General features: G+C 60.9%; 25 protein-coding genes. 14 read left to right on the forward strand and 11 right to left on the reverse strand.

What is annotated here, in order from left to right:
• Positions 1 to 66 precede the first annotated feature (66 nt).
• Positions 67 to 372 carry a hypothetical protein gene (locus tag BFC21_RS08415; protein ID WP_016781410.1) on the reverse strand — a complete coding sequence of 102 codons (306 nt, stop codon included), beginning with the start codon at positions 370 to 372 and terminating at the stop codon, positions 67 to 69.
• A gap of 166 nt (positions 373 to 538) precedes the next feature.
• On the opposite strand from BFC21_RS08415, the gene BFC21_RS08420 reads away from it, so the two are divergent.
• The gene (locus BFC21_RS08420) at positions 539 to 739 is read left to right on the forward strand and encodes a hypothetical protein (protein WP_016781411.1); all 201 of its coding nucleotides are present in this window, start codon (positions 539 to 541) and stop codon (positions 737 to 739) included.
• A gap of 17 nt (positions 740 to 756) precedes the next feature.
• Here the strand turns inward: BFC21_RS08420 and BFC21_RS08425 are convergent, their stop codons facing one another.
• From BFC21_RS08425 to BFC21_RS08455, 7 genes are read right to left on the reverse strand one after another with little or no spacing between them, the layout of a single operon-like run.
• On the reverse strand, positions 757 to 1785 hold the full coding sequence (locus tag BFC21_RS08425) for a nucleoside hydrolase (protein ID WP_016781412.1): 1029 nt from the start codon (positions 1783 to 1785) through the stop codon (positions 757 to 759).
• A gap of 23 nt (positions 1786 to 1808) precedes the next feature.
• On the reverse strand, positions 1809 to 2213 hold the full coding sequence (gene rbsD / locus BFC21_RS08430; RefSeq protein ID WP_088377643.1) for a D-ribose pyranase: 405 nt from the start codon (positions 2211 to 2213) through the stop codon (positions 1809 to 1811).
• The gene (rbsK, locus tag BFC21_RS08435; RefSeq protein WP_120265973.1) at positions 2210 to 3130 is read right to left on the reverse strand and encodes a ribokinase; all 921 of its coding nucleotides are present in this window, start codon (positions 3128 to 3130) and stop codon (positions 2210 to 2212) included. Before rbsK ends, rbsD begins: the two co-directional genes overlap by 4 nt.
• Before the next feature lie 10 nt (positions 3131 to 3140).
• Positions 3141 to 4175 (reverse strand): LacI family DNA-binding transcriptional regulator, encoded by a 1035-nt coding sequence (locus BFC21_RS08440; protein ID WP_088377645.1) that lies wholly within the window; start codon positions 4173 to 4175, stop codon positions 3141 to 3143.
• A gap of 3 nt (positions 4176 to 4178) precedes the next feature.
• Entirely contained in the window at positions 4179 to 5156 is a 978-nt protein-coding gene (locus BFC21_RS08445) for an ABC transporter permease (RefSeq protein ID WP_016781416.1), read from the reverse strand.
• Positions 5153 to 6709, reverse strand: coding sequence for a sugar ABC transporter ATP-binding protein (locus BFC21_RS08450; protein WP_088377646.1), 1557 nt, complete (start codon positions 6707 to 6709; stop codon positions 5153 to 5155). Before BFC21_RS08450 ends, BFC21_RS08445 begins: the two co-directional genes overlap by 4 nt.
• Positions 6710 to 6763: 54 nt before the next feature.
• Complete coding sequence (locus BFC21_RS08455) at positions 6764 to 7717, reverse strand: sugar ABC transporter substrate-binding protein (protein WP_088377647.1); 954 nt, start codon at positions 7715 to 7717, stop codon at positions 6764 to 6766.
• A gap of 440 nt (positions 7718 to 8157) precedes the next feature.
• Between BFC21_RS08455 and BFC21_RS08460 the strand changes: the two genes are divergently transcribed.
• The 8 genes from BFC21_RS08460 (at position 8158) to lpxO (ending at position 15830) form a co-directional block, all read left to right on the forward strand.
• The gene (locus BFC21_RS08460; protein WP_016781419.1) at positions 8158 to 9237 is read left to right on the forward strand and encodes an asparaginase; all 1080 of its coding nucleotides are present in this window, start codon (positions 8158 to 8160) and stop codon (positions 9235 to 9237) included.
• A 169-nt stretch (positions 9238 to 9406) separates the two neighbouring features.
• Positions 9407 to 9658: a DUF1654 domain-containing protein gene (locus tag BFC21_RS08465; protein WP_016781420.1), complete on the forward strand. Its 252-nt coding sequence runs from the start codon at positions 9407 to 9409 to the stop codon at positions 9656 to 9658.
• 4 nt (positions 9659 to 9662) lie between these two features.
• Positions 9663 to 10352: an endonuclease gene (locus BFC21_RS08470; RefSeq protein ID WP_016781421.1), complete on the forward strand. Its 690-nt coding sequence runs from the start codon at positions 9663 to 9665 to the stop codon at positions 10350 to 10352.
• Positions 10353 to 10507: 155 nt separating this feature from the next.
• Positions 10508 to 11221, forward strand: coding sequence for a GntR family transcriptional regulator (locus BFC21_RS08475; protein ID WP_088377648.1), 714 nt, complete (start codon positions 10508 to 10510; stop codon positions 11219 to 11221).
• A complete protein-coding gene (locus BFC21_RS08480) occupies positions 11218 to 12222 on the forward strand; it encodes an ADP-ribosylglycohydrolase family protein (protein ID WP_088377649.1) in 1005 nt (334 codons plus the stop codon). Before BFC21_RS08475 ends, BFC21_RS08480 begins: the two co-directional genes overlap by 4 nt.
• A gap of 88 nt (positions 12223 to 12310) precedes the next feature.
• The gene (locus tag BFC21_RS08485; RefSeq protein WP_088377650.1) at positions 12311 to 13774 is read left to right on the forward strand and encodes a cytosine permease; all 1464 of its coding nucleotides are present in this window, start codon (positions 12311 to 12313) and stop codon (positions 13772 to 13774) included.
• Positions 13767 to 14711, forward strand: a complete 945-nt coding sequence (locus BFC21_RS08490) for a PfkB family carbohydrate kinase (protein WP_120265974.1) — start codon at positions 13767 to 13769, stop codon at positions 14709 to 14711. The genes BFC21_RS08485 and BFC21_RS08490 overlap by 8 nt, the downstream gene beginning before the upstream one ends.
• 219 nt (positions 14712 to 14930) lie before the next feature.
• The gene (lpxO, locus tag BFC21_RS08495) at positions 14931 to 15830 is read left to right on the forward strand and encodes a lipid A hydroxylase LpxO (RefSeq protein ID WP_088377652.1); all 900 of its coding nucleotides are present in this window, start codon (positions 14931 to 14933) and stop codon (positions 15828 to 15830) included.
• Positions 15831 to 16002: 172 nt separating this feature from the next.
• Here lpxO and copD read toward each other — a convergent pair whose 3' ends face one another.
• The gene (gene copD, locus BFC21_RS08500; protein WP_088379495.1) at positions 16003 to 16854 is read right to left on the reverse strand and encodes a copper homeostasis membrane protein CopD; all 852 of its coding nucleotides are present in this window, start codon (positions 16852 to 16854) and stop codon (positions 16003 to 16005) included.
• Between the two features lie 4 nt (positions 16855 to 16858).
• Positions 16859 to 17233: a copper homeostasis periplasmic binding protein CopC gene (gene copC / locus BFC21_RS08505; protein ID WP_016781428.1), complete on the reverse strand. Its 375-nt coding sequence runs from the start codon at positions 17231 to 17233 to the stop codon at positions 16859 to 16861.
• 109 nt (positions 17234 to 17342) lie between these two features.
• Here copC and BFC21_RS08510 point away from each other — a divergent pair, with 109 nt between their 5' ends.
• Positions 17343 to 17888 carry a histidine phosphatase family protein gene (locus BFC21_RS08510; RefSeq protein ID WP_088377653.1) on the forward strand — a complete coding sequence of 182 codons (546 nt, stop codon included), beginning with the start codon at positions 17343 to 17345 and terminating at the stop codon, positions 17886 to 17888.
• On the opposite strand, the gene bkdR is transcribed toward BFC21_RS08510, so the two are convergent.
• Positions 17889 to 18377, reverse strand: coding sequence for a Bkd operon transcriptional regulator BkdR (gene bkdR, locus BFC21_RS08515; protein WP_016781430.1), 489 nt, complete (start codon positions 18375 to 18377; stop codon positions 17889 to 17891).
• A gap of 198 nt (positions 18378 to 18575) precedes the next feature.
• Between bkdR and BFC21_RS08520 the strand changes: the two genes are divergently transcribed.
• Genes BFC21_RS08520 through lpdA form a run of 4 tightly spaced genes read left to right on the forward strand, consistent with a single transcriptional unit; the run spans position 18576 to position 23540 of the window.
• Entirely contained in the window at positions 18576 to 19808 is a 1233-nt protein-coding gene (locus BFC21_RS08520) for a 3-methyl-2-oxobutanoate dehydrogenase (2-methylpropanoyl-transferring) subunit alpha (protein WP_016781431.1), read from the forward strand.
• A 4-nt stretch (positions 19809 to 19812) separates the two neighbouring features.
• Positions 19813 to 20868, forward strand: coding sequence for an alpha-ketoacid dehydrogenase subunit beta (locus tag BFC21_RS08525; RefSeq protein ID WP_086797767.1), 1056 nt, complete (start codon positions 19813 to 19815; stop codon positions 20866 to 20868).
• A complete protein-coding gene (locus BFC21_RS08530) occupies positions 20869 to 22149 on the forward strand; it encodes a dihydrolipoamide acetyltransferase family protein (RefSeq protein ID WP_088377654.1) in 1281 nt (426 codons plus the stop codon).
• 2 nt (positions 22150 to 22151) lie between these two features.
• Positions 22152 to 23540 (forward strand): dihydrolipoyl dehydrogenase, encoded by a 1389-nt coding sequence (gene lpdA / locus BFC21_RS08535; RefSeq protein WP_088377655.1) that lies wholly within the window; start codon positions 22152 to 22154, stop codon positions 23538 to 23540.
• Positions 23541 to 23662: the final 122 nt, after the last annotated feature.

Here is a 23662-nt window from a genome sequence, read left to right on the forward strand (position 1 = left end):
CGCAGGCAGTTTGCCCGAGCAGGCATGTAGCGTACGCCTCTAATCATTGCCAAATATGTGTAAGAATTAGTACACATCAATGTAGTCAAATGGCGGGTTAGGCCAGTTGTCTTTTAACGCATTGAAAATTTGCATCACCCAGACCTCATCACTGGCCGCAATTTTTCCGACATAACCTGAGCCTGCTGCCCAGGTCTCCAGGCGAAACAGCAGCCCGTCTATATCTGCACCGCCCACCACGCCAGAAGAAATAAAGGCAACACCCGCGCGTGTCACACGCAATTGCGTGTGGCCATCGTCACTGGCCGAAGCCAGCAACTGACGTACCGACGCCAGGGTAAGCCCGTCAGGGGCGTTCAAATCAATTTGCATGGCGCATGCACCTCTGGAAAAAAATGCAAGTGTGGCACGCACCAGCGCGCCGATGGGCAATTTGACACAGCAAATGCCCCATGACGCGATTAACCCGGCTCTGTCGATGGCGTCACAGCGACTTTTTGCTAAAATCGCTCTTTCACGCCCCTCTCATGAGCACCCCATGACAACAGTCAGCATCGACGCAGATATCAAGGCCAAGTGGCATCAAGGACAGTGCTCTTACAGCCCGGGCAGCCCTGAAGAGCTGGCGATCATCGGCATCGACCTTTTGGTCAAAGAGCTTGGCACGGAGGCCGCACGCGCTTTTGTCAGCCAGGTGTTCGAAAAATATCGCCACACGGAACTGGCAAAACTGACCTGAGCCCGGACGCGCGCAACTTATTTCAAGCGGCCCAGGCGCTCCGTCAGCAAGTCAAAAAACCCCTGGGCGTCGCCGTTTTCAACCCAAAAAGCATTTTTTGGCTGATTCAGGGTGTTGTACCAGTCCGCAATGGTCTGGCCAAACGTGGGACCTTCACGGGTATCCACGACCAGATTGACTTCGCGCCCGGAAAACAACCCGGGGTTGAGCAGGTAAGCGATCACACTGGCATCGTGTACAGGCCCGCCCGGCAAGCCGTAGTGAACCATGTCGCCTTTGACGTATTCATTGAGAATATCCCCCACCAGCTTGCCGGCCGTATTGCCCAACGCGGCGATCTGCTTGAGGCGTGCTTCGCTGGTGAGGATCTTGTGGGTGACGTCCAGCGGTACATAGGTCAGTTTCACGCCGCTGTGCAAAACCACCTCTGCCGCATGCGGGTCGGCATAGAGGTTGAATTCGGCTACCGGCGTGATATTGCCGCCATTGAAATGGGCCCCGCCCATCACCACGACTTCCTTGATGCCCTTGGTGATATCGGGCGCCTGGATCAAGGCCAGTGCCAGGTTGGTCTGCGGGCCGAGCATGGCAATGGTCACGCTGCCTGGCTTGGCCGCACGCAGGGTATCGATCAGGTAGTTGACCGCATTGGCCGGCTCAAGCCCTTTGGCAGGCTCATGGACCGGGACCCCGGTCACCCCCTCCTGACCGTGGATGTTTTCCGCGTAAATCGGCGTGCGCACCAATGGCTTGGGCGCCCCGGCATACACCGGAACCTCTTCGCGCCCTGCCCACTCCCGGGCCAGGCGAGCATTGCGCGAGGTCTTGTCGAGCCGCACATTGCCCGCCACGGTGGTAATGGCCAGCACATTCAGCTGCTCGGGTGAGGCCAGCGCCAGCAGTAACGCGACGACATCATCTGCACCAGGATCGGTGTCGATAATAAGATCAATCTTGTCGGCTGCGTGGACGCTCGAAATCGTGATGGCGGACAAAAGCACGACACTCCTGATCAGTGGCTGAAACAAACGGGTAAATACCGGCATAACCAACTCCATGTAGTGTCTGTCTAAAAGATGACGCCTGATATCAAGGCAATATTGCAGTAAGGGTGGCATTCGCCTGTGCGAACAATCGCTTTTGCCTGCAGGCAAAGCTCTTTGAAAGCGTCATGGGACAGAAGGCGCTGCGAGCCCAGCGCCCCCTTGCTGGCATGCAACTCAATGGATGACAGCGCCGCGCACGGTGCCAGCAGCAGTTCATGGGCCAGCACATGGTTTTGCACTTGCATCTCGCTGAGCAAGGCCTGCAGGGTACTGGCAAGGTCCGGTACGCCTGGGGTCAGTGCCAGGTCAATCAGCTCGACCCCTTTGGGCACGGGCAACCCGGCATCGGCAATGACAATGATATCGCCATGCCCCAACGAGGCTATCAGCCGCGACAGGGCGATGTTGAGCAGCGGAGTTTTTTTCATGGTGTGGCAAGGCCCTGTACTTCATGCAACATGGGAATGGAGGGTTGAGCACCGGCGCGGGTTACCGATAACGCTGCTGCAACCTGGGCAAAGCGAATAGCGTCATCTTCAGCCATCCCCGCCGCCAGCGCGGCTGCAAAGCCTCCGACAAAGGTATCCCCCGCCGCCGTGGCATCGACCGCTTCAACCTTGGGCGCCGCAAAGTGCGTAACCCGCTGCGCACTGACAAACAGCGCACCCAGAGCACCCAGGGTGATAATCACCTTGCGCGCGCCCAACTGGATCAGTTGGCGAGCAGCACGCTGCGCCGACTCAAGGCCATCAACCACTACGCCGCTGAGCGCCCAGGCCTCGCTCTCATTGGGGACCAGGTAATCGATCGCGTCGTACCAGTGCTCTGGCAACGGGCCACTTGCCGGGGCCGGATTGAGGATCACAGTCTTGTTGAGTTCACGCCCGCGACCGAGCACGTACCCCACTGTAGGCATCGGCACTTCAAGCTGGCAAACAAGCACCTGCGCGGCTTGCAAAACCTGATCAAATGCCTGGATATCTTCAGGCTCCAGACCGCCATTGGCACCTGCCACCACCACAATGGTGTTCTGGCCGTCAGCCGCGACCGTGATCAGCGCCACGCCGCTTGCACTGCCTGGTACGGTGCGCACGGCCTGGCAGTCAATACGGTCGGCCAGCAGCCCGTCGCGCAGTTGTACGCCATAGGCGTCACTGCCAACACAACCGACCATAGCCACAGCCGCACCCAGACGCGATGCTGCCACCGCCTGGTTGGCCCCCTTGCCTCCGTGCACCGTCGTAAAGGACTGCCCGAACACCGTTTCTCCCGGGCGCGGTAACCGCTGCGTGCGCGTCACCAGGTCCATGTTCAGGCTGCCAACCACCACTACATTTGCTTGCATGTATCGACACTCATCCGGTGATTGATTGGGGGGATTTGAACGCGGCCTCGGCATAAGCCCGAGTGGACTCGCGCAACACAATCTCGGGCTTGACGATTCGTTGCTCCACCGCACGCCCGGGCGATGCGATACGGCGCAACAGTAACTGCGCAGCCATTTCGCCCAAGTGCACAATTGACTGCCCGACCGTGGTCAACGACGGATAGACATAGCGGCTCATCTGCACATCATCAAAACCGATCACCGACAACTGCTGCGGCACCCGAATATTGCGTTCTGCTGCTGCCCGCAGCACACCAATGCCCATCATGTCATTGCAGGCAAAAATGGCCGATGGCGGGTTGTGTTGCAAAAGGCCGACAGCCGCCTGATAACCCCCGACACTGCTGAAGTCGCTCTCGATCATCCAGTGCTGCGGCGCCGCCACGCCCGCCTCTGCCAACGCGCGCAGATAACCGGCCCGGCGCAGCTGGGCGACGCGGGTGATGGCCGGCCCGCCAATACAGGCAATGGCACGATGGCCCAGCTCCAGCAAATGGCGAGTGGCCAGGTACGCCCCCAGTTCGTGATCGATGCACACCAGATCGGCCTCCACACCCTCAAGGCTGCGGTCGACGATAACCATCGGCGTGCGCACCCCGACCAGCCCGCTGGCCATGCCCAGATCCCCGCCTGCCGAAGCCACCACCAGCCCGTCGACCCGTTTTTCAAGCAGCACCCGCAGGTAGTTGCGCTGCTTGTCGGGGTCGTCGTCACAGTTGCACAGGATCACGCAGTAGTTGTTGCGCTCACAGTAGTCTTCGATACCACGCGCCAGTTCGGCAAAGTACGGGTTCAGGCTATTGGCCACCAACAGGCCGATCGTGGCCGTGGTCTTGGCCTTGAGCGAACGCGCCACCGCACTGGGCACATAGTCGAGGCGGGCAATGGCCTCCTCTACCTTCAGGCGCACCGGCTCACTCACCGGGCGCGTCTTGTTCAGCACATGGGAAACCGTCGTGTACGAAATGCCTGCCATTGCCGCGACATCTTTAATCGTTGCCATTGCTCAGTTCCGTCGCTGTGCACGTTGACTGCGGTATGTGTCCAATACCACTGCTATCACAATGACAGCACCGGTAATAATACGCTTGGTCGGCTCCGTTGCGCCGATTTGCGCCAGCCCCGCGGCCAGTACCGAGATAATCAGCACGCCAAAGAAAGTGCTGATTACCGAACCACGGCCGCCCATCAGGCTCGTGCCACCAATCACCACCGCCGCGATCACCTGCAACTCCAGGCCAGAGCCGGCATTGGGATCTGCCGCTTCAAGGCGCGAGATCTGGAACAGTGCCGCTACCCCGGCCAGCAAGCCCATCAGGCTGAAGACCAGAATCTTGTAAGGTTTTGGATTAATACCTGCCAGACGCACGGCTTCCTCGTTGGTGCCAATGCCGATCAGATAACGGCCAAACACGGTACGGGTGAGCACTGCCTGGGCAACCACGATAATCAGCAAGGCGATGATAAAGGCGGGGGAAATGCCGAAGGCGATGGGGTTGGCAAGCCAGGCATAAGCGTCACCGATATAGGCCGTGCGCGAACCGGTCATCTGGTAAGCCGCTCCCCGGGCCATCTCCAGCACCCCCAGCGACACGATAAACGACGGGATTTTCCAGGCCACGGTGATTGAGCCGGTAAGGGTTCCGGCCAGTGCTGCGCAGCCCATGCCCAGCAGGGCCGCCGGCAGGATGCTCCAGCCCCAGCCCAGAATCGCCACGCTGACGGTAGACGCCGCCAGGGCCAGTACCGAGCCTACCGACAGGTCGATACCACCGATGATCAGCACAAAGGTCATGCCCACCGACAACACCATCAGGTCCGGGATCTGGTTGGCCAGGGTGCTTAACGTGTCATAGGAGAAAAAGTGATCGCTCAGGCTGGAAAACAGAATGATCATGGCCAGCAAGGCGCCTGCCAGCCCCAGGTAAGTGCCCATGCCATAGTAGTTATGGGTATTTTTTCGCGGCGCGAGGGAGGTTTTCATAGGGCTTCCTGTGGCGCTGCTTCTGCGAGCAGCGCATCTCTTTTTTGATAACCGGCAAAGGCCGCGGCCAGCAACTGTTCCTGGCTCCAGCTGTCACGCTCAAACGTATCGATCAGACGCCCCGCAGACAGCACACCGATGCGGTCACAGATCAACATCAACTCACGCAGGTCGCTGGACACCACCACCAGCGCCTTGCCCTGGCGCGTCAACTCGCCCAGCAGGCGGTAAATATCGAACTTGGCGCCAATGTCGATGCCACGCGTGGGTTCGTCGAACAACAGGACCGAACAGTCGCGCTCCAGCCAGCGCCCAATGACCACCTTCTGCTGGTTGCCACCGGACAGCTGCGACACCACCTGCTCGGGGCCGCTGCTGCGAATGCCCATTGCGTCGATCTGGCGCCGGGCCAATGCTGCCTCTTGCTGGCCATCAACCACACCGGCCCTGGATACGCGCTGCATGTTGCCCAGGCCGATATTGGCGCTGATCGACTGGCTCAACAGCAAACCTTCGCCCTTGCGATCCTCGGTAATCAGGGCAATGCCCTGCTTCACGGCATCGGCGGGCGAACGGATGCTGACCACCTGCAGCGGTGAGCCCAGGGCAACCGTGCCGCTATCGGGCAAGTCGGCGCCGTAGATCAAGCGCAAAAGCTCCGTACGCCCTGCCCCGATCAAGCCTGAGATACCAAATATTTCGCCTTTTCTGACCTCAAACGAGACCTTGCACACCTTGTCTGCACGGCTCAGCGCAGTGACCTTGAGCGCCGGTTCACCCAGGCTGCGCGGCCCCAGGTCCAATTGGTCGCCCAGTTCGCGCCCTACCATCAGGTTGACCAGTTGCTCGCTGCTGTAATCGGCAATTGGCTCGACACACACCAGGCAACCGTCGCGCAACACGGCAATGCGCTGGGCCACACGGGCCAGCTCTTCAAGCCGGTGGGAGATATAAACGATCGCCACGCCCCGGGCCTGCAGCCGTTCGATTTGCACAAAGAGCATTTCGACTTCACGCGCCGTAAGCATCGCCGTGGGCTCATCGAGAATCAGCACATGGCAGTCGCCAATCAGGTTGCGGGCGATCTCGACCATTTGCTGATGGCCAATGCCCAGCTCACCGACCAGGGTGTCCGGGTCTATCGCCTCCAGGCCAACCTGGGCCATAGCCTCGATCGCCGCCTTGCGCAATTGCTTGCGGCTGATCCAGCCCAGGCGCCCGGGCAGATTGTCCAGAAACAGGTTTTCCGCCACGGTCAGGGTGGGCAGCAGGTTCAGCTCCTGCATGACCATGCGCACTCCCAGCTTCTCGGCGTGCGAGCGGCTGCCGGGCGCATAGGCCTGGCCATTGAAATGCATGTGCCCCAAGGTCGGCATTTCAAGGCCACCGATGATCTTCGACAGGGTGCTTTTACCGGCGCCATTCTCCCCCGTCAGGGCCAGCACTTCGCCGCGATACAGCGACAAGTCAATACCTGCCAGTACCGGCTGTTGTGTATAGGTTTTACCAATCCCGCCGACCGTGAGGACCACGCTGGCATCAGGTGCAGACATGACATTTCTCCGGGCACCTGCCGATGGGGCAGGTGCCAGCGACAGCGGGCCGGATTAAGGATGGGTGACCAGTTGCACAGGGGTATCGATGACACCGTCCTTGAGGTTCTCGACCGGCTCTTTTCTGACCAGCTTGAGCGCGGTTTCAATGCCGAAAACCGCCTGTTTGGCTGCTGCCTGATCGGCCGTTGCCAGTACCCGGCCATCTTTTAGCATCGGCTTGATCGCATCGATATTGTCATAGCCCACCACCTGGACCTTGCCGGCCTTGCCTGCGGCACGGATAGCCGACACCGCGCCCAGGGCCATGCTGTCATTGCCGGCCAGGATAGCCTTGAGGTTCGGGTATTCGCTGAGCATGCCCGCGGCAACCTTGTTGCCGCCGTCGATTTCCCAGTTGCCTGACTGCACCGGCACGACTTTCATGCCGGCAGCGGTCATTGCATCCTTGAAACCTGCGGTGCGCATCTGGGCATTGGTGGTAGTCGACACGCCCTCGATGATGCCCACTTCATCGCCTGCCTGCAGCTTGGTCGCCAGGTACACCCCGACTTCACGCGCGCCCTGGCGGTTGTTGGGCCCCACGAACGGCACATCGAGGCCTTTGCTTTTGAGCACGTCAGGGTCCAGCTGGTTGTCGATGTTGACCACTACGATCCCGCGATCCCGGGCTTTTTTGATCGCCGAAACCAGGGCCTTGGAATCTGCGGGCGCAATGACCAGCGCATCGACCTTGGCAATGATCATTTGATTGATGATGTCGATCTGGCCTGCAGTGTCCGTTTCGTTCTTGATCCCGTTGGAGACCAGGTCGAACGTGGCCGCATTGGCCTTTTGATAGTCTTCGCCGCCCTTTTGCATGGTGACGAAAAATTCGTTTGCCAACGATTTCATCACCAGCCCGACCTTGGGCTTTGGCGCTGTTTCGGCATGGGCGAGAGGCAGAGCGAGGGATGCTGCAGCCAGCATGGCGACAGCGAGAAGGCGTCCAGCAAATGGCAGCTTCATGGCAGTAACTCCGATCTTATGATTATTGTGAGCAACGTCCTGCCTGCGCTACACCTGAATACCAAGCGCCGTGTGACGGGCAACAGCTCAGGGTGAGTGCCTGTCATCACAGGCTCAAAAAACGCCGCGCAAACGTTTGCTTGAACCTCACTATGGAAAACCGCTGGTTATTTGTCAACGTGAAAAAAGCCCCTGCCCACCCGCGACGCATTCGATTCTCCGAACATAAAACCCGACTTTGTTCGGGAAACCGTCCAGGCTCGCAACAGAGCTTGCAGCAAGTGACATTGGACCCAGTGAATCAGTGGCTTGAACGGGCCACCCAGAGCCTTTGCCACTGGCATAGATAGTGCTTCACCTACGCCGCACGCCGCCAATGGATGGCCCGTGCCGTGCTCGGTGTGCGTACATCGGCACACTCACTAATAAGAGAAAAAATAATGAAAAATGCTGTGTTGAAATCAATCATTCCGGGGGCCCTGGCACTGCTGCTGGCTCTGCCAACTGCCCAGGCGCAAGAAGCGGCCGGCAAACCCAACGTCATCATTCTGGCCACTGGCGGCACCATTGCCGGAGCAGGCGCCAGCGCTGCCAACAGCGCCACTTACACGGCAGCCAAAGTCGGTATCGACAAGCTGATTGCCGGTGTTCCCGAACTGAGCGAGCTGGCCAACGTGCGCGGCGAGCAAGTGATGCAAATTGCTTCCGAGAGCATCACCAACGACAACCTGCTGCAATTGGGCCGCCGGGTTGCCGAGCTGGCTGAACGCGATGATGTCGATGGCATCGTCATCACCCACGGCACCGACACCCTGGAAGAGACCGCTTACTTCCTGACCCTGGTGGAAAAAACCGACAAGCCGATTGTCGTGGTCGGCTCCATGCGCCCGGGCACTGCCATGTCGGCTGACGGCATGCTCAACCTGTACAACGCCGTTGCCGTTGCCGGCAGCAAGGAAGCGCGCGGTAAAGGCGTGCTGGTGACCATGAACGACGAAATCCAGTCCGGTCGCGATGTCAGCAAAATGATCAACATCAAGACCGAAGCCTTCAAAAGCCCTTGGGGCCCGCTGGGAATGGTGGTTGAAGGCAAGTCCTACTGGTTCCGCCTGCCGGCCAAGCGCCACACCATGGATTCCGAGTTCGACATCAAAAACATCAAGAGCCTGCCAAACGTAGGCATCGCCTACTCCTACGGCAATGTGGACGACACCGCCTACAAGGCACTGGCCCAATCCGGCGCCAAGGCCATCATCCACGCAGGTACCGGCAACGGTTCGGTGGCGTCGAGCGTAGTGCCAACCTTGCAAGCCCTGCGCAAAGATGGCGTCCAAATCATTCGTTCTTCTCACGTTAACAGCGGCGGTTTCGTACTGCGTAACGCAGAACAGCCGGACGACAAGAATGACTGGGTGGTCGCCCACGACCTGAACCCTCAGAAAGCCCGCATCCTGGCCATGGTTGCACTGACCAAGACCCAGGACAGCAAAGAGCTGCAGCGCATGTTCTGGGAGTACTAAACCCGGAGTTTCAAGCACTTGCGATTCAAGAAGCCGCCTCCCCTCCGGGAGGCGGTTTTTTTTTTGCGCCCAGAACCAAGCGCCGGTTTGCTTGCCAAAGCAGCAAACAGTTGCCAAATCTGGCGCAGTTAAATACTGTATGCGCATACAGCACACCAAGGATCGCATCATGGCTAAAAAAGCGGCGAAAGAGCCGACCCCACCGAGCCCCTACGAAATTTTCGGCACGCGTATACAAAAAATCATCAGCTCGCCCAAAGCGCAAAAAGACAAGATGGCGGTGCTTGAACGACTTGAAGGCGACAACCCCGAGTTCTGGGAACGCCTGATCGAAGAAATTTCCGAAAACGACAATGTCACCATTGCCTATCGCGATGATGGTGCCATTAACGTGTTCTGGACTGTGCCTGAGGAAGATTGAGTCGATGAGGGTTTGTTTACTGGCACTGGTCAGTCTCTTTACCGTTTTAAGCGCTCACGCTGGCGCCCCGCAAACCTTCAGCGAAGCCAAGAAAGTCGCCTGGAAGCTCTACGCACCGCAGTCCACCGAGTTCTACTGCGGCTGTAAATACACCGGCAACCGTGTCGACCTCAAAGCCTGTGGCTATACCCCACGCAAAAATGCCAACCGCGCCGCACGAATTGAGTGGGAGCATATCGTGCCCGCCTGGCAGATCGGCCATCAGCGCCAGTGCTGGCAAAGTGGGGGACGCAAAAACTGCACCCGCAACGACCCGGTGTTCAAGGTGGCCGAAGCGGACCTGCACAACCTGGTGCCCAGCATCGGCGAGGTCAACGGGGACAGAAACAACTTCAGTTTTGGCTGGCTACCCGTGCAAAAGGGCCAATATGGCTCGTGCCTGACACAGGTTGATTTCAAGTCCAAGAAGGTCATGCCCCGGCCCTCCATTCGCGGCATGATTGCCCGCACCTACTTCTATATGAGCAAGCAATACAACTTGCGCCTGTCAAAACAGGACCGCCAGCTGTACGAGGCGTGGAACAAGACCTATCCGGTCCAGGCCTGGGAGCGCCAGCGCAATCAGGCGGTGGCCTGCGTAATGGGCCGCGGCAACGAGTTCGTGGGCCCGGTCAACCTCAAGGCGTGCGGCTGAAACACCCGTCCCTCCCTGCGCCGGCCTTGGGCCGGGGTTGCCCGCCGGCGCAAGGCATCCTTGCTGACAAGCAATACCCGTTATAACCACCCTTTATGGCTGATACCGGGTTGAGAATATTGCCGAACCTCAATTGCTGAGCTATTACTTTCGGCATGATCAAACAGGTTCGATTCAACAAACAACAACGGGTAGTCGACGAGCTCGTCCACCGTATCGAAAGCGGTCTCCTGGCAGACGGCAATCCACTGCCAGGAGAAGACCAATTGGCTCAAGAACTGGGCGTCAGCCACAGCACATTGCGTGCAGCACTGACGGAACTGGAAAGGCGAAAATATATAGCCACGCAAAACGAAGGCGGCGCCATCGTCACCTATGACGGTATTACCCTCGACCAGAACAACGGCTGGACCCAGGCACTGGCCAGCACCGGTGCCCGCATCCACACAGAGCAGCTCAGGCTCGAGGCCATAGAGCGCCCGGACCTGCTGCATCAATTTGGCTTGAGCCAGTTTATTATCCTGGAACGTCGCCGGCGCCGGGACGATGGCACCGCCATCTCCCTGGAGCGCTCACTGATGCCCGCGACCGGTGGCCTGGAAGGCTTGCCAAGGGTTGGCCTGATCGACGATTCCCTGACCATAACCCTGGCAGCCTACGGGTTTGTCGCAGATCGCGGCGACCAATGGATTGGCGCCGAACCCCTCAACGAAGAAGACGCCCTCATGCTCGGGCGCCCTGCCGGGACCGTATTTCTCAAGGCGTTGCGCACCACTTACGACCGCCAGGGGCGCTTGATGGAAATGGTCGAAAGTTGGCTGGACCCACAGCACTTTCGCATGTACCACTCGTTTGGAACACCCACATGACAGCAATGGACCGAGCACTGGGCGCGTTCTATGGCCTGGCTTTGGGCGATGCCCTGGGCATGCCGACCCAGTCGTTGAGCCGCGGGCAGATTCTGTCCCGCTTTGGCCACATTGGCACCCTTGAAAACGCCCCCGCCGATCAGCCTATCGCCCCGGGCATGCTTGCAGGCTCAATCACCGACGACACCGAGCAGGCCATCCTGGTTGGCCAACTGCTGGTCGAGGGCCGGGGCAGCATTGACCCGCACCTGCTAGCCCAACGCCTGATTGCCTGGGAAGCCAACATGCAGGCCAAAGGCTCCCAGGACCTTTTGGGGCCGTCGACCAAGCGTGCAATCGAGATGATCCTCGCGGGCCACAGCCCCGAAGAGTCCGGGCGTCATGGCACCACCAATGGCGCAGCCATGCGCATAACCCCGGTGGGCATCGCCAGCGACGTGCGCCAGCCGGAGCGTTTTATCCAGTCTGTAGTCCAGGCCTGCCAGGTGACGCACAACACCAGCCTGGGGATTGCCAGTGCCGCTGCGGTTGCCGCCGTGGTGTCCAGCGGGCTCAATGGCACACAACTTGAGCACGCCCTCAATGCCGGTACTGAAATGGCGTTTATGGCCGAACACCACGGCCACTGGGTGGCTGGCGGCCGCATCGGCCCGCGCATTCGCTGGGCCAGGCAGGCCAGTCGCGAGTGCAACCCCGACAATATCGGCGACCTGTTGTATGACGTGATCGGCACATCGGTCGCGTCTCAAGAATCCGTGGTCGCCGCCTTTGCCCTCGCCCAGCGCGTGGCCAGCGGCGCCCTGAGCAGTTTCGACGCCCTGTGCATGGCCGCCAGCATTGGCGGCGATACCGACACCATTGCCGCCATCCTCGGCGCCATGCTGGGTGCCTGCGGCGGCCTGCAACTTTGGCCTGCGGCGCTGATCAAGCAAATCGTCGCGGTCAACAGCATGCAGTTGGACCCCTTGGTGCGCGACTTGCTAGCCCTTCGCCACAGCTGACCCCCTGCCCTTGACCGCACCACGACGGGCCTCACACCCAAGCCCGGCCTGCCTACAACGATAACAACAGCCTCAGGAGCTACACGCCATGACATCCCCTGACGCCGGGCACTCTGCCGGGCAACTGGAAACCCGCGGCATCGAGCCCGTCCCCGAAAGCGAATGCAAGGGCAACCCGCTTCAACTGTTCTGGGTCTGGTTTGCCGCCAATATCAGCATTCTCGGCTTGCCGCTGGGGGCCACGCTGGTGGCCTTTCATCAACTGGCAATCTGGCAGGTGGTGATTGTTGCCTTGATCGGTGCCGCAGGCTCGTTCGCCGTGGTCGGCGTTATCTCCATTGCCGGACGACGTGGGCGAGCGCCAAGCCTGACATTGTCGCGGGCCATTTTCGGCGTGCGCGGCAATATGGCGCCTACGCTGGTGTCATTGATGTCCCGGGTAGGCTGGGAAACGGTCAATACCACCACCGCCGCTTTCGTGTTGCTGTCTCTGAGCACGATCCTGTTCAACACCCCCACCGAAGCCAAAAGCGCTCCGCTGCTGACCCTGGTATTTATCGGTATTTTCACCCTGCTGACCCTGGCGGTTTCCGGGCTTGGCCATGCCACGCTGCTGGTGATCCAGAAGTGGGCAACCTATGTGTTTGGCGCGCTCAACCTGCTGGTGGGCGGTTTTCTCTGCGCCACCATCGACTGGCCAGGGGTATTGAACGCCAGCCCCGCGCCCATGAGCGCCGTGATTATCGGCATTGGCATCATGGCTGCAGGCACCGGCATCGGCTGGGCCAACGCCGGTGCCGATATGTCGCGCTACCAGAAACACAGCGTCAGCGCCTCGCAACTGGTGGCCTCGGCGGCCTGGGGCGCAGGGATCCCGCTGGTGTTGCTGATCACCCTTGGCGGCCTGCTGACCGTGGGCAACCACGCGCTGGCGTCGGCCACCGACCCCATTGCGGCTATCCGCAACCTGTTGCCGTCCTGGATGGCTGTGCCCTATCTGCTCAGCGCCTTTGGCGGCCTGCTGCTGTCCAATCATCTGTCAGTATATTCTGCCGGCCTGACAACCCTGACCCTGGGCGTGAACATCAAGCGGGTGCAGGCCGTGGTCGTAGACATCGTGGCCATATTCTGTGGCTCGATTTACTTCATGCTGTTTGCCGACAGTTTTTACGGCCCTTTCATCACGTTTATCTCACTCACGGCCATTCCAATCACGGCCTGGGTGGCGATCTTTATCGTCGACCTGCTGCACCGCCATTATTACAGCGCCCACGACCTGCTCGACGTCAGCCCCCGCAGCGCCTACTGGTACAAGGGCGGCATCGAGTGGCGCGCACTGGGGGCCTGGGCCATCGCGCTGGTGCTGGGGTTCTGTTTTACCCGGGTGGGCAGTTCGGATGCGGACTGGTTTGTCGGGCCGCTGGCCGATTCATGGCTGGGCCACAACGGCCTTGGCTGGGTCGTTACATTCGCAGTCGCCGCGGGCTTGTATGCCCTGTCGGGCGGCGCCAAAGACCGCCGCCGCTGCGCACCGGAGGCCGCCCATGGCTAGATTGCTGCATACCGGCCAGGTGATCGTCGACCTGGCGATGGCGCTGGACACCCTGCCCCGTTCCGGTGGCGATGTCCTGGCCCATGACGCCTGTTTTTACGCAGGCGGTGGCTTCAATGTGATGGCCGCCGCCCAACGCAATGGCCTGCAGAGCGTGTACCTGGGTCGCCACGGCCAGGGCCGGTTTGGTGACCTGGCCCGCGAGGCCCTGCATGCCGAAGGTATCCAGCTGTCCCTGGCCATCGACCCGGGCAAGGACACCGGCGTGTGCGTGGCCCTCACCGAAGCCAGCGCCGAGCGGACCTTTATTTCCTGTATCGGCGCCGAAGGCGGATTGTCTGCCGAGGATCTGGCACAGGTCAGCGTCCAGCCTGATGATCACGTCTATGTCAGCGGGTACAGCCTGTTGCATGCCCACAAGGCCGAACCTCTGTTGCGCTGGATCCTGAGCCTGGCGCCCGACGTGCAGGTAGCGTTCGACCCCGGCCCGTTACTGGCCGATATCGCCCCGCAATTGCTCAACGCCCTGCTGCCGCGCCTGAACCTCTGGACCAGCAACAGCGCCGAGGCACGCAGCTTCACCGCCAGCCCGTCCCTGCTCGACGCCCTGCCCGCCCTGCCCGCCCTGGCCGCCCGCCTGCCCGAGGGCTGCGTCAGCGTTGTGCGCGACGGCCCGCAGGGCTGCTGGGTCAGCGACAGGCATGGTCAGCAGCCTGTGGCCGGGTTCAAGGTCCAGGCTGTCGACAGCAACGGTGCCGGCGACGCCCATACCGGGGTGATGATTGCCGCACTGGCGGCCGGTTACAGCCCCGTACACGCGGCGACGCGAGCCAATGCAGCAGCGGCCCTGGCCGTTACCCGCCGCGGCCCCGCCACCGCCCCTGGTACCGCCGAAGTCGATGCCTTGCTGGAAAAAAACGCCGCTAACGAGGCCTGAGGCGGCTTTTTCCATACCAGGGCGGCACCCGCAACACGACCAAAGACTGTAAGCAAAGATGACAAAAACGTTATGAAAGGCTGGAAAATGGCCAAAGTGCTGCTTTAACCTTACATATTGGCTCCCAAAAAGCGGCACCAGTACCCGATATTTCTTACGAGATGTCGGGCCACTTGCGTGTTTGCCGGGCTGCGTTTCTCCTGACTTGTGACGATACTCTTGAAACTCATCATTATTGCTGTTTACGTTTTGTCCATCGCGTATGTCCACCTGCGGGGCAAGGTTCGCCATAAACTCGGTCGCCAGTTGAGCGATCACTCCACTTTTCTGGCGCCCATCAACTGCTTTCTGTACCTGTTCTCCAAGGTCCCCAGCCAGCCGTATCTGAAGCCTGGCGACTTTCCCGAGCTGCAACCCTTGCAGGAGCACTGGCAGGAAATCCGCGAAGAAGCGCGCAACCTGATGAACGCGGGCGCAATCAAGCGCTCAGAACAGCCGAATGACGTGGGTTTCAACTCCTTTTTCAAGAGCGGCTGGAAGCGCTTTTACCTGAAGTGGTATGGCGACAATCACCCTTCAGCGGTCGAGATGTGCCCGCGCACCATCGAGCTGCTTAACGGCATCGGGACTATCAAGGCCGCCATGTTTGCCGAGTTGCCACCCGGCTCGAAGCTGGTGCGCCACCGTGATCCTTATGCCGGTTCCCTGCGTTTTCACCTGGGCCTGGACACGCCGAATGACCCGGGCTGTTATATCAATGTCGACGGGGAAAACTATGCGTGGCGTGATGGCGAGGCGGTGATATTTGACGAAACCTTTATTCATTACGCCGAAAACACCACGGATAAAAACCGCATCATCCTGTTCTGCGATATCGAACGCCCGATGCAATATCGCTGGGCCAGCGCTTTCAACCAGTGGTTCAGCCGCACGGTGATGGCATCCGCCAGCTCACCGAACGCTGCCACCGACAAAACTGGTGCCCTGAACCGCGCCTTTACCCGGCTGTACAAGATCCGCCTGCGCGGCAAGGAACTGAAAAAACGCAACCGCACGCGTTACTACGCCGAGAAGTGGTTGGTGTTCGGTGGATTGCTGGGTGTGTTTCTGCTGATCTAGCAGCATACGTAGCAGCTGCCGAGGAACGACGGCTGCGTCCGGGCGCGAAGCGGCCGTAAACCCGGTGTTCACGGTAGACATGAACACCGGACTGACCGATTTGACGACTGCTGCGCAGCCGGACGCAGCCTCGTTCTACTCGTCAGCTGCTACGAATGGGTGTACTCCGGCTTTACCCCACCACCAGCGGTGGCAAGGTCCCCAGCAATGACACGGCAGCCACCGCCGCCAGCCCGAACAGCCATTCCAGTGCCACGCTGCGGCGCAATACGGCGAAATGCCCCCTGCGACTCATCAGCAAGTTGAACAGCGCCAGCAAGAGCATGGCGCCCACCAGCGTCACCTTGATCAACAAGATCAGGGCGAATCCCTCAAACAGGGGGGTAGGCCAGAGCGCACCGGTGAGCACCCGGGTATTGATCAGCCCCGTCAGAATAATCCCCGCAACCAGGCCAAACCCCAGATTGCTGAAGCGCTGCAACACCGCCCCCACGTCCTGTGCGGCGGGCCGCACAAGCGTCAGCAGCAACCCCAGCAGCCCGCCGATCCAGGCCCCGACGCACAGCAGATGCACCCACTGGTTAAGCATCAGCAATTGCCCGCGCCAGCCATCCAGCATTGCGCCGTGCCCCACCGGGGCCAACGTGGCCAGCAACAGGACCGCCAGCGTCCCGACAAGGTAAAAACCCGCACGCGCATACAGGGCAACCAGCAGCAACACGCAGAACAGCAGATGGAAGGCCCACACCTGACCAAAAAAGGTGCTGCCCAACACCAGCCACAGCGTCGCCGGGGCCAGCGTGTCAGGCCAACTGCCTGCCATCGAGTGGGTCGTCAGCAGCAACCAGGCCAGGCCACTGCCCAGCCCCACCCACGCCAGCAGGCGATTGATCGGGCGCCACTGTCGGTCCATCTCCACACGAAGCCCAGCCGTCGGCAACAAGAGCCTGAAGGCACAGGCCCCGAACATCAGCAGCACCACGCAGAAATGCACAAACCGGCACACCACCATTGCGCTGACAATCAACTCAGTGGCTCACCGTAAAGCTGTAGTCGCCCGCACTCTTGTGGGTATCGACCGACACCGCGTTCCACTTCACCTGGTAAGTGCCTGCTGGCAGGGGCTGCGCCGGGGTCACGATCAGGACCTTCTGGTTGCCCGGTTCGGTCTTGAGGCTGCTCACCGCCACCGGCGTCTGGTCATGGCTGATCACCACCTTGGTAAACGCCTGCTCCACGCCTTCGGTAAAGACCAGGCGCAGTTCGTCGGCACTGGCCACCGTACTCCCCGCAGCAGGTGTGGATGATTCGAGGTGGGCATGGGCAAACGCCGCACTGGCGCTGGCCATCAGTGCCAGCAATGCAGCGGTATTGAAGACTTTTTTCAAACGAGCAGCAGCCATTGCAAAGTACCTTGAGAGTGGATTACGTCGTCATAATACTCGCCTAAACTGACTTGAAGGACGAGCACACGCAGTCACCCGCAACCCGATACCACCCAAGGACTTGAGAATGCCCACCCGCCTCAGCTTTATTTGTCATGCGCGCACCGAGGCACAGCGTCTGGGGCGCTTTGCCCTGGACGAGCCGGCTGACCCCAAGGGCTTGCTGCTGGCAGCGGAGCTGAGTGCCAGGCTGAAAAAACCGGTGCGCATCCTCTGCGCCCCCGAAACCCGCACCTTGCAAACCGCCCAGGCACTGGGCGGCGAAATTGAAATCGTGCCCGCCCTGGGTGATTACGATATCGGCGACTGGCAAGGGCAGCGTCTGTGTGACCTGCAACAGAGCATGCCCCAGGCGCTGAACAACTGGATCAACAACCCCTGCTCGGCCCCCCACGGCGGCGAGTCGGTACAGGATTTGTGCTTGCGGGTCAGCGCCTGGCTCGACGAGTTTCGTGAAGAGGGCCACTTTGCCGTGGTGACCCACCCTTTTGTGATCCGCGCGGCGATTTTGCATGCTCTGGCCGCGACCACCGCCTCCTTCAACCTGATTGACGTGGAACCGCTGTCGGTGGTCGACCTGCGCTTCAACGAGCGCTGGCGGCTGCGGGTGTAATCACTCCTCCAGGGTCAGCCCGCCGGGCGGCAGCGGCAATGCGGTTTTGTAACGTACCTGCTTGAGGGCAAAGCTGGAGCGGATATTGGCCACGCCGGGCACCTTGGTCAAAAAGTCCATCATAAAGCGCTCCAGCGCCTGGATGCTGGGCACCAGCACGCGGATCAGGTAATCCGGGTCGCCGGCCATCAAGTAGCACTCCATGACTTCATGGCGATCGGAAATCGCCGCTTCAAAATGCTGCAGGGCTTCCTCGACCTGTTTTTCCAGGCTGACATGGATAAACACATTGACGTGCAGCCCCAGCATGTCGGCGTCGAGCAAGGTCACCTGCTCGCGGATCAGGCCGCGCTCTTCCATAGCCTTGACCCGATTGAAACACGGCGTCGGCGACAGGTTTACCGAACGCGCAAGGTCCGCATTGGTGATGCGCGCATTCTGCTGAAGGCTGTTGAGAATCCCGATATCGGTTCGATCTAGCTTGCGCATGAGACAAAAGCACCTGTTTTTTATGTTTATGCAGAATTCTTATCCTTAAATGCTGCAAAGCACAACGAACTACAGAGAAATATTCTTCACTGTCAGGAATATGATTGTTGTAGGACAAGATCCGGGCATTAAGTAGCCAGATCGTCCACCTAGCTCCCGCGCCTAATAAACACGACAAGATCGAGCGTAGAGAAAGCCATGAATGAATATGCACCGCTGCGCCTGCACGTTCCCGAACCCTCCGGCCGCCCAGGCTGCAAGACCGACTTCAGCTACCTGCGCCTGACCGATGCCGGTCTGGTGCGCAAGCCGCCGATCGACGTAGAACCTGCCGATACCGCCGACCTGGCCAAAGGCCTGATCCGCGTGCTCGACGACCAGGGCCAGGCCCTTGGTCCGTGGGCCGAAGGCGTATCCAGCGAGGTATTGCGTGAAGGCATGCGCGCCATGCTCAAGACGCGTATTTTTGACACGCGCATGGTGGTCGCCCAGCGCCAGAAAAAAATGTCGTTCTATATGCAAAGCCTTGGCGAAGAAGCCATCGGCAGCGCCCAGGCCCTGGCCCTGAACATCGACGACATGTGCTTCCCCACCTACCGCCAGCAAAGCATTCTGATGGCCCGCGATGTACCACTGGTGGACCTGATCTGCCAGTTGCTGTCCAACGAACGCGACCCGCTCAAGGGTCGGCAATTGCCGATCATGTATTCGGTGCGTGACTACGGCTTTTTCAGTATTTCCGGCAACCTGGCCACCCAATTCGTACAGGCCGTTGGCTGGGGCATGGCCTCGGCCATCAAGGGCGACACCAAAATCGCCTCGGCCTGGATCGGCGACGGCGCCACCGCCGAATCGGATTTCCACACCGCCCTCACCTTCGCCCACGTGTACCGCGCCCCGGTGATCCTCAACGTGGTCAACAACCAATGGGCCATTTCCACCTTCCAGGCCATTGCCGGTGGCGAGTCCACCACCTTCGCCGGGCGCGGTGTGGGCTGCGGCATTGCCTCGCTGCGGGTGGACGGCAACGACTTTATCGCCGTGTACGCCGCCTCGGCCTGGGCCGCAGAGCGCGCACGGCGCAACCTGGGCCCGACCCTGATCGAGTGGGTCACTTACCGCGCAGGCCCGCACTCCACCTCCGACGATCCGTCCAAGTATCGCCCTGCCGATGACTGGAGCCACTTCCCGCTGGGCGATCCGATTATTCGCCTCAAACAGCACCTGATTGCCACCGGCAACTGGTCGGAAGAAGAGCACGCCGCGGTCAGCGCCGAACTGGAAGCCGAAATCATCGGCGCGCAAAAGGAAGCCGAGCGTTTTGGCACCTTGGCCGGTGGGCAAATCCCGAGCGCCGCGAGCATGTTTGAAGACGTGTACAAGGACATGCCCGAGCATTTGCGCCGGCAACGCCAGGAATTGGGGTTATAACCAGATGAACGACAACAATAAAATTCAGATGGAGAACGCCGTGAGTACCAGCACCATGACGATGATCCAGGCCCTGCGCTCGGCTATGGATGTGATGCTTGAGCGCGACGACAACGTGGTGGTGTTTGGCCAGGACGTGGGTTACTTCGGCGGCGTGTTTCGCTGCACCGAAGGCCTGCAGGCCAAGTACGGCAGCTCGCGGGTGTTCGACGCGCCGATCTCGGAAAGCGGCATCGTCGGTGCCGCCGTGGGCATGGGCGCTTATGGCCTGCGCCCGGTGGCCGAAATCCAGTTTGCCGACTACTTCTACCCGGCGTCCGACCAGATCGTCTCTGAAGCGGCGCGCCTGCGCTATCGCTCAGCCGGCGAGTTTATCGCCCCGATGACCATCCGCATGCCCTGCGGCGGCGGCATCTACGGTGGCCAGACCCACAGCCAGAGCCCCGAGGCCATGTTTACCCAGGTCTGTGGCCTACGCACCGTGATGCCGTCCAACCCCTACGACGCCAAGGGCCTGCTGATTGCCGCCATCGAAAACGATGACCCGGTGATCTTTCTGGAGCCAAAACGCCTGTACAACGGCCCGTTCGACGGCCACCACGACCGCCCGGTAACGCCCTGGATGAAACACCCGGCCAGCGCCGTGCCCGACGGTTACTACACCGTCCCGCTGGATTGCGCCGCCATCGTGCGCCCCGGCACTGAAGTCACCATCCTGACCTACGGCACCACCGTGTATGTGGCCCAGGCCGCCGCGGAAGAAACCGGCATCGACGCTGAAGTCATCGACTTGCGCAGCCTCTGGCCGCTGGACCTGGACGCCATCGTCACCTCGGTGAAAAAGACCCGCCGTTGCGTTGTTGTTCACGAAGCCACCCGTACCTGCGGGTTTGGCGCCGAACTGATCGCACTGGTCCAGGAGCACTGCTTCCATTACCTGGAAGCACCGATCGAGCGTGTAACCGGCTGGGATACCCCCTATCCCCATGCCCAGGAGTGGGCCTATTTCCCTGGCCCGGCGCGAGTGGGTGCGGCACTACAACGGGTTATGGAGGTCTGAATGGGTACGCACGTTATCAAGATGCCGGACATTGGCGAAGGCATTGCGCAAGTTGAACTGGTGGAATGGTTTGTCAAAGTCGGTGACATGGTCAGCGAAGACCAGGTGGTCGCAGATGTGATGACCGACAAGGCCACCGTAGATATCCCTTCCCCCGTGGCTGGCCGCGTGCTGGCCCTGGGTGGCCAGCCTGGCGAAGTAATGGCCGTGGGCAGCGAGCTGATCCGCATTGAAGTCGAAGGTGCTGGCAACCTGCGCGAAGGCGCACAACCTGCCACTGCAGCGGAACCTGTGGCCACCCCTGTCAAAGCCGCGCCCCAGGCCCGGGTTGAAGTGGCCGTCGTGGCTGCACCGTCGATCAAGCCGGCGCCCGTGCAGCGCACCGCGCCTGTGGCGCGTGAAGCCAATGAACGGCCACTGGCCTCCCCGGCCGTGCGCAAGCGCGCCTGGGATGCGGGCATCGAGCTGCGTTTTGTGGTGGGCAGCGGCCCGGCCGGGCGCGTGCTGCATGATGACCTGGATACCTACCTGGCCCGCGACGCCGGCACCGGCGTCGCCCCGGCCAGCGGCTATGCGATTCGCAATGACGAGCAACAGATCCCGGTGATCGGCCTGCGCCGCAAGATCGCCCAGCGCATGCAGGACGCCAAGCGCCGCGCCGCACACTTCAGCTATGTCGAGGAAGTGGACGTCACCGCCCTGGAAGAACTGCGCGCCCAGCTCAATCAGAAATGGGGCGAAAGCCGCGGCAAACTGACCCTGCTGCCGTTTCTGCTGCGGGCTATGGTCGTGGCCTTGCGCGACTTCCCGCAGATCAACGTGCGCTACGACGACGAAGCGCAAATCATCACCCGCTTCGGCGCCGCCCATATCGGCGTCGCCGCGCAAAGCGACGGCGGCTTGATGGTGCCTGTGGTGCGCCATGCCGAAACCCTCAACCTGTGGGGCGCCGCCGATGAAATCGCCCGGCTGGCCAACGCCGTGCGCACCGGCAAGGCCACCCGTGAAGAACTCACCGGCTCAACCATCACCCTGACCAGCCTGGGAGCATTGGGCGGCATCGTCAGCACGCCGGTGGTCAACCTGCCCGAAGTGGCGATCATCGGCGTCAACCGCATCGTCGAGCGCCCGGTGGTGGTCAAGGGCCAGATTGTCATCCGTAAAATGATGAACCTCTCCAGCTCCTTCGACCATCGCGTGGTCGACGGCATGGACGCGGCGCAATTTATCCAGGCCATGCGTGGCTTGCTCGAACAACCTGCCACCCTGTTTGTGGAGTGACCATGCAGCCAACCCAACACACCACGCTGCTGATTATTGGTGGCGGCCCCGGCGGCTATGTGGCGGCGATCCGCGCCGGCCAGCTGGGCATCCCGACGGTCCTGATCGAAGGCCAGTCGCTGGGCGGTACCTGCCTGAATGTCGGCTGCATTCCGTCCAAGGCGCTGATTCACGTTGCCGAACAATTCCACACCACCCAGCGCTACAGCAGCGGCACCTCGCCGTTGGGGATCAAGACCCAGGCCCCGACCCTGGACATCGGCCAGAGCGTGCAGTGGAAAAACGGCATTGTCGACCGCCTGACCAGCGGCGTCGGCGCACTGCTGAAAAAGAATGGCGTCAAGGTCATCCATGGCTGGGCGCGCATTCTCGATGGCAAGGCCGTGGAAGTCGACGGGCAACGCATCGAGTGCGAACACCTGCTATTGGCCACCGGCTCGCAGACGGTCGACCTGCCGATCCTGCCCATCGGCGGCGCGATCATCTCGTCCACCGAAGCCCTGCAACCCACCGCCATTCCCAAGCGCCTGACCGTGGTCGGCGCGGGCTATATCGGCCTGGAACTGGGTATCGCCTACCGCAAGCTCGGCGCGGAAGTCACGGTGGTGGAAGCCCGCGACCGGATCCTGCCGACTTACGACAAGGATCTTACCCTGCCGGTAGCCGAGTCCCTCAAGGCATTGGGCATTACCCTGTACCTGGAACACAGCGTCGAAGGCTTCCAGGCCAGCAGCAAGACCCTGTCGATGCGCGACCGCATGGGCCAGAGCCAGACCCTGGAAACCGATCAGGTGCTGGTGGCAGTGGGTCGTCGCCCGCGCACACAGGGTTTCAACCTTGAAGCATTGGCGTTGACCATGAACGGCCCGGCGATTCGCGTCGACAACCGTTGCCACACCAGCATGCGCAATGTGTGGGCCATTGGCGACCTGACCGGCGAGCCGATGCTGGCCCACCGGGCAATGGCCCAGGGCGAGATGGTGGCCGAGATCATTGCCGGCCAGCACCGCGAGTTCAGCCCCACGGCCATTGCCGCGGTTTGCTTTACCGACCCGGAGATCGTGGTGGTGGGCAAAACCCCGGTCGAGGCGCAAGAAGCAGGGCTGGACTGCATCAGCGCCAGCTTCCCGTTCTCGGCCAATGGCCGGGCCATGACCCTGGAGGCCAAATCCGGCTTTGTGCGGGTTGTGGCGCGCCGTGACAACCATCTGGTTGTCGGCTGGCAAGCCGTGGGCGCAGGCGTTTCGGAGTTGTCGACGGCTTTTGCCCAGTCACTGGAAATGGGCGCCTGCCTGGAAGACATCGCCGGCACCATCCACGCCCACCCGACCCTGGGTGAAGCCGTGCAGGAAGCGGCGTTGCGTGCGCTGGGGCATGCGTTGCATCTGTAATCCCCCCCTTACTGTGGGAGCGGGCTTGCTCGCGATGCAGGCCACTCGGTCGATCAGATAAACCGAGCGGCCTGCATCGCGAACAAGCCCGCTCCCACAGCAAGCCAGGCCCCTGCGCAATC

The sequence above is a fragment of the Pseudomonas sp. TMW 2.1634 genome, assembly GCF_001703595.1.
GTDB classification, from domain to species: Bacteria; Pseudomonadota; Gammaproteobacteria; order Pseudomonadales; family Pseudomonadaceae; genus Aquipseudomonas; species Aquipseudomonas fragi.

Bases quoted from the DNA above. Each gene is read 5' to 3' on its own strand.
- BFC21_RS08415 (WP_016781410.1), bottom strand. From the start codon at position 372: ATGCAAATTGATTTGAACGCCCCTGACGGGCTTACCCTGGCGTCGGTA.
- BFC21_RS08420 (WP_016781411.1), top strand. From the start codon at position 539: ATGACAACAGTCAGCATCGACGCAGATATCAAGGCCAAGTGGCATCAA.
- BFC21_RS08425 (WP_016781412.1), bottom strand. From the start codon at position 1,785: ATGCCGGTATTTACCCGTTTGTTTCAGCCACTGATCAGGAGTGTCGTG.
- rbsD (WP_088377643.1), bottom strand. From the start codon at position 2,213: ATGAAAAAAACTCCGCTGCTCAACATCGCCCTGTCGCGGCTGATAGCC.
- rbsK (WP_120265973.1), bottom strand. From the start codon at position 3,130: ATGCAAGCAAATGTAGTGGTGGTTGGCAGCCTGAACATGGACCTGGTG.
- BFC21_RS08440 (WP_088377645.1), bottom strand. From the start codon at position 4,175: ATGGCAACGATTAAAGATGTCGCGGCAATGGCAGGCATTTCGTACACG.
- BFC21_RS08445 (WP_016781416.1), bottom strand. From the start codon at position 5,156: ATGAAAACCTCCCTCGCGCCGCGAAAAAATACCCATAACTACTATGGC.
- BFC21_RS08450 (WP_088377646.1), bottom strand. From the start codon at position 6,709: ATGTCTGCACCTGATGCCAGCGTGGTCCTCACGGTCGGCGGGATTGGT.
- BFC21_RS08455 (WP_088377647.1), bottom strand. From the start codon at position 7,717: ATGAAGCTGCCATTTGCTGGACGCCTTCTCGCTGTCGCCATGCTGGCT.
- BFC21_RS08460 (WP_016781419.1), top strand. From the start codon at position 8,158: ATGAAAAATGCTGTGTTGAAATCAATCATTCCGGGGGCCCTGGCACTG.
- BFC21_RS08465 (WP_016781420.1), top strand. From the start codon at position 9,407: ATGGCTAAAAAAGCGGCGAAAGAGCCGACCCCACCGAGCCCCTACGAA.
- BFC21_RS08470 (WP_016781421.1), top strand. From the start codon at position 9,663: ATGAGGGTTTGTTTACTGGCACTGGTCAGTCTCTTTACCGTTTTAAGC.
- BFC21_RS08475 (WP_088377648.1), top strand. From the start codon at position 10,508: ATGATCAAACAGGTTCGATTCAACAAACAACAACGGGTAGTCGACGAG.
- BFC21_RS08480 (WP_088377649.1), top strand. From the start codon at position 11,218: ATGACAGCAATGGACCGAGCACTGGGCGCGTTCTATGGCCTGGCTTTG.
- BFC21_RS08485 (WP_088377650.1), top strand. From the start codon at position 12,311: ATGACATCCCCTGACGCCGGGCACTCTGCCGGGCAACTGGAAACCCGC.
- BFC21_RS08490 (WP_120265974.1), top strand. From the start codon at position 13,767: ATGGCTAGATTGCTGCATACCGGCCAGGTGATCGTCGACCTGGCGATG.
- copC (WP_016781428.1), bottom strand. From the start codon at position 17,233: ATGGCTGCTGCTCGTTTGAAAAAAGTCTTCAATACCGCTGCATTGCTG.
- BFC21_RS08510 (WP_088377653.1), top strand. From the start codon at position 17,343: ATGCCCACCCGCCTCAGCTTTATTTGTCATGCGCGCACCGAGGCACAG.
- bkdR (WP_016781430.1), bottom strand. From the start codon at position 18,377: ATGCGCAAGCTAGATCGAACCGATATCGGGATTCTCAACAGCCTTCAG.
- BFC21_RS08520 (WP_016781431.1), top strand. From the start codon at position 18,576: ATGAATGAATATGCACCGCTGCGCCTGCACGTTCCCGAACCCTCCGGC.
- BFC21_RS08525 (WP_086797767.1), top strand. From the start codon at position 19,813: ATGAACGACAACAATAAAATTCAGATGGAGAACGCCGTGAGTACCAGC.
- BFC21_RS08530 (WP_088377654.1), top strand. From the start codon at position 20,869: ATGGGTACGCACGTTATCAAGATGCCGGACATTGGCGAAGGCATTGCG.
- lpdA (WP_088377655.1), top strand. From the start codon at position 22,152: ATGCAGCCAACCCAACACACCACGCTGCTGATTATTGGTGGCGGCCCC.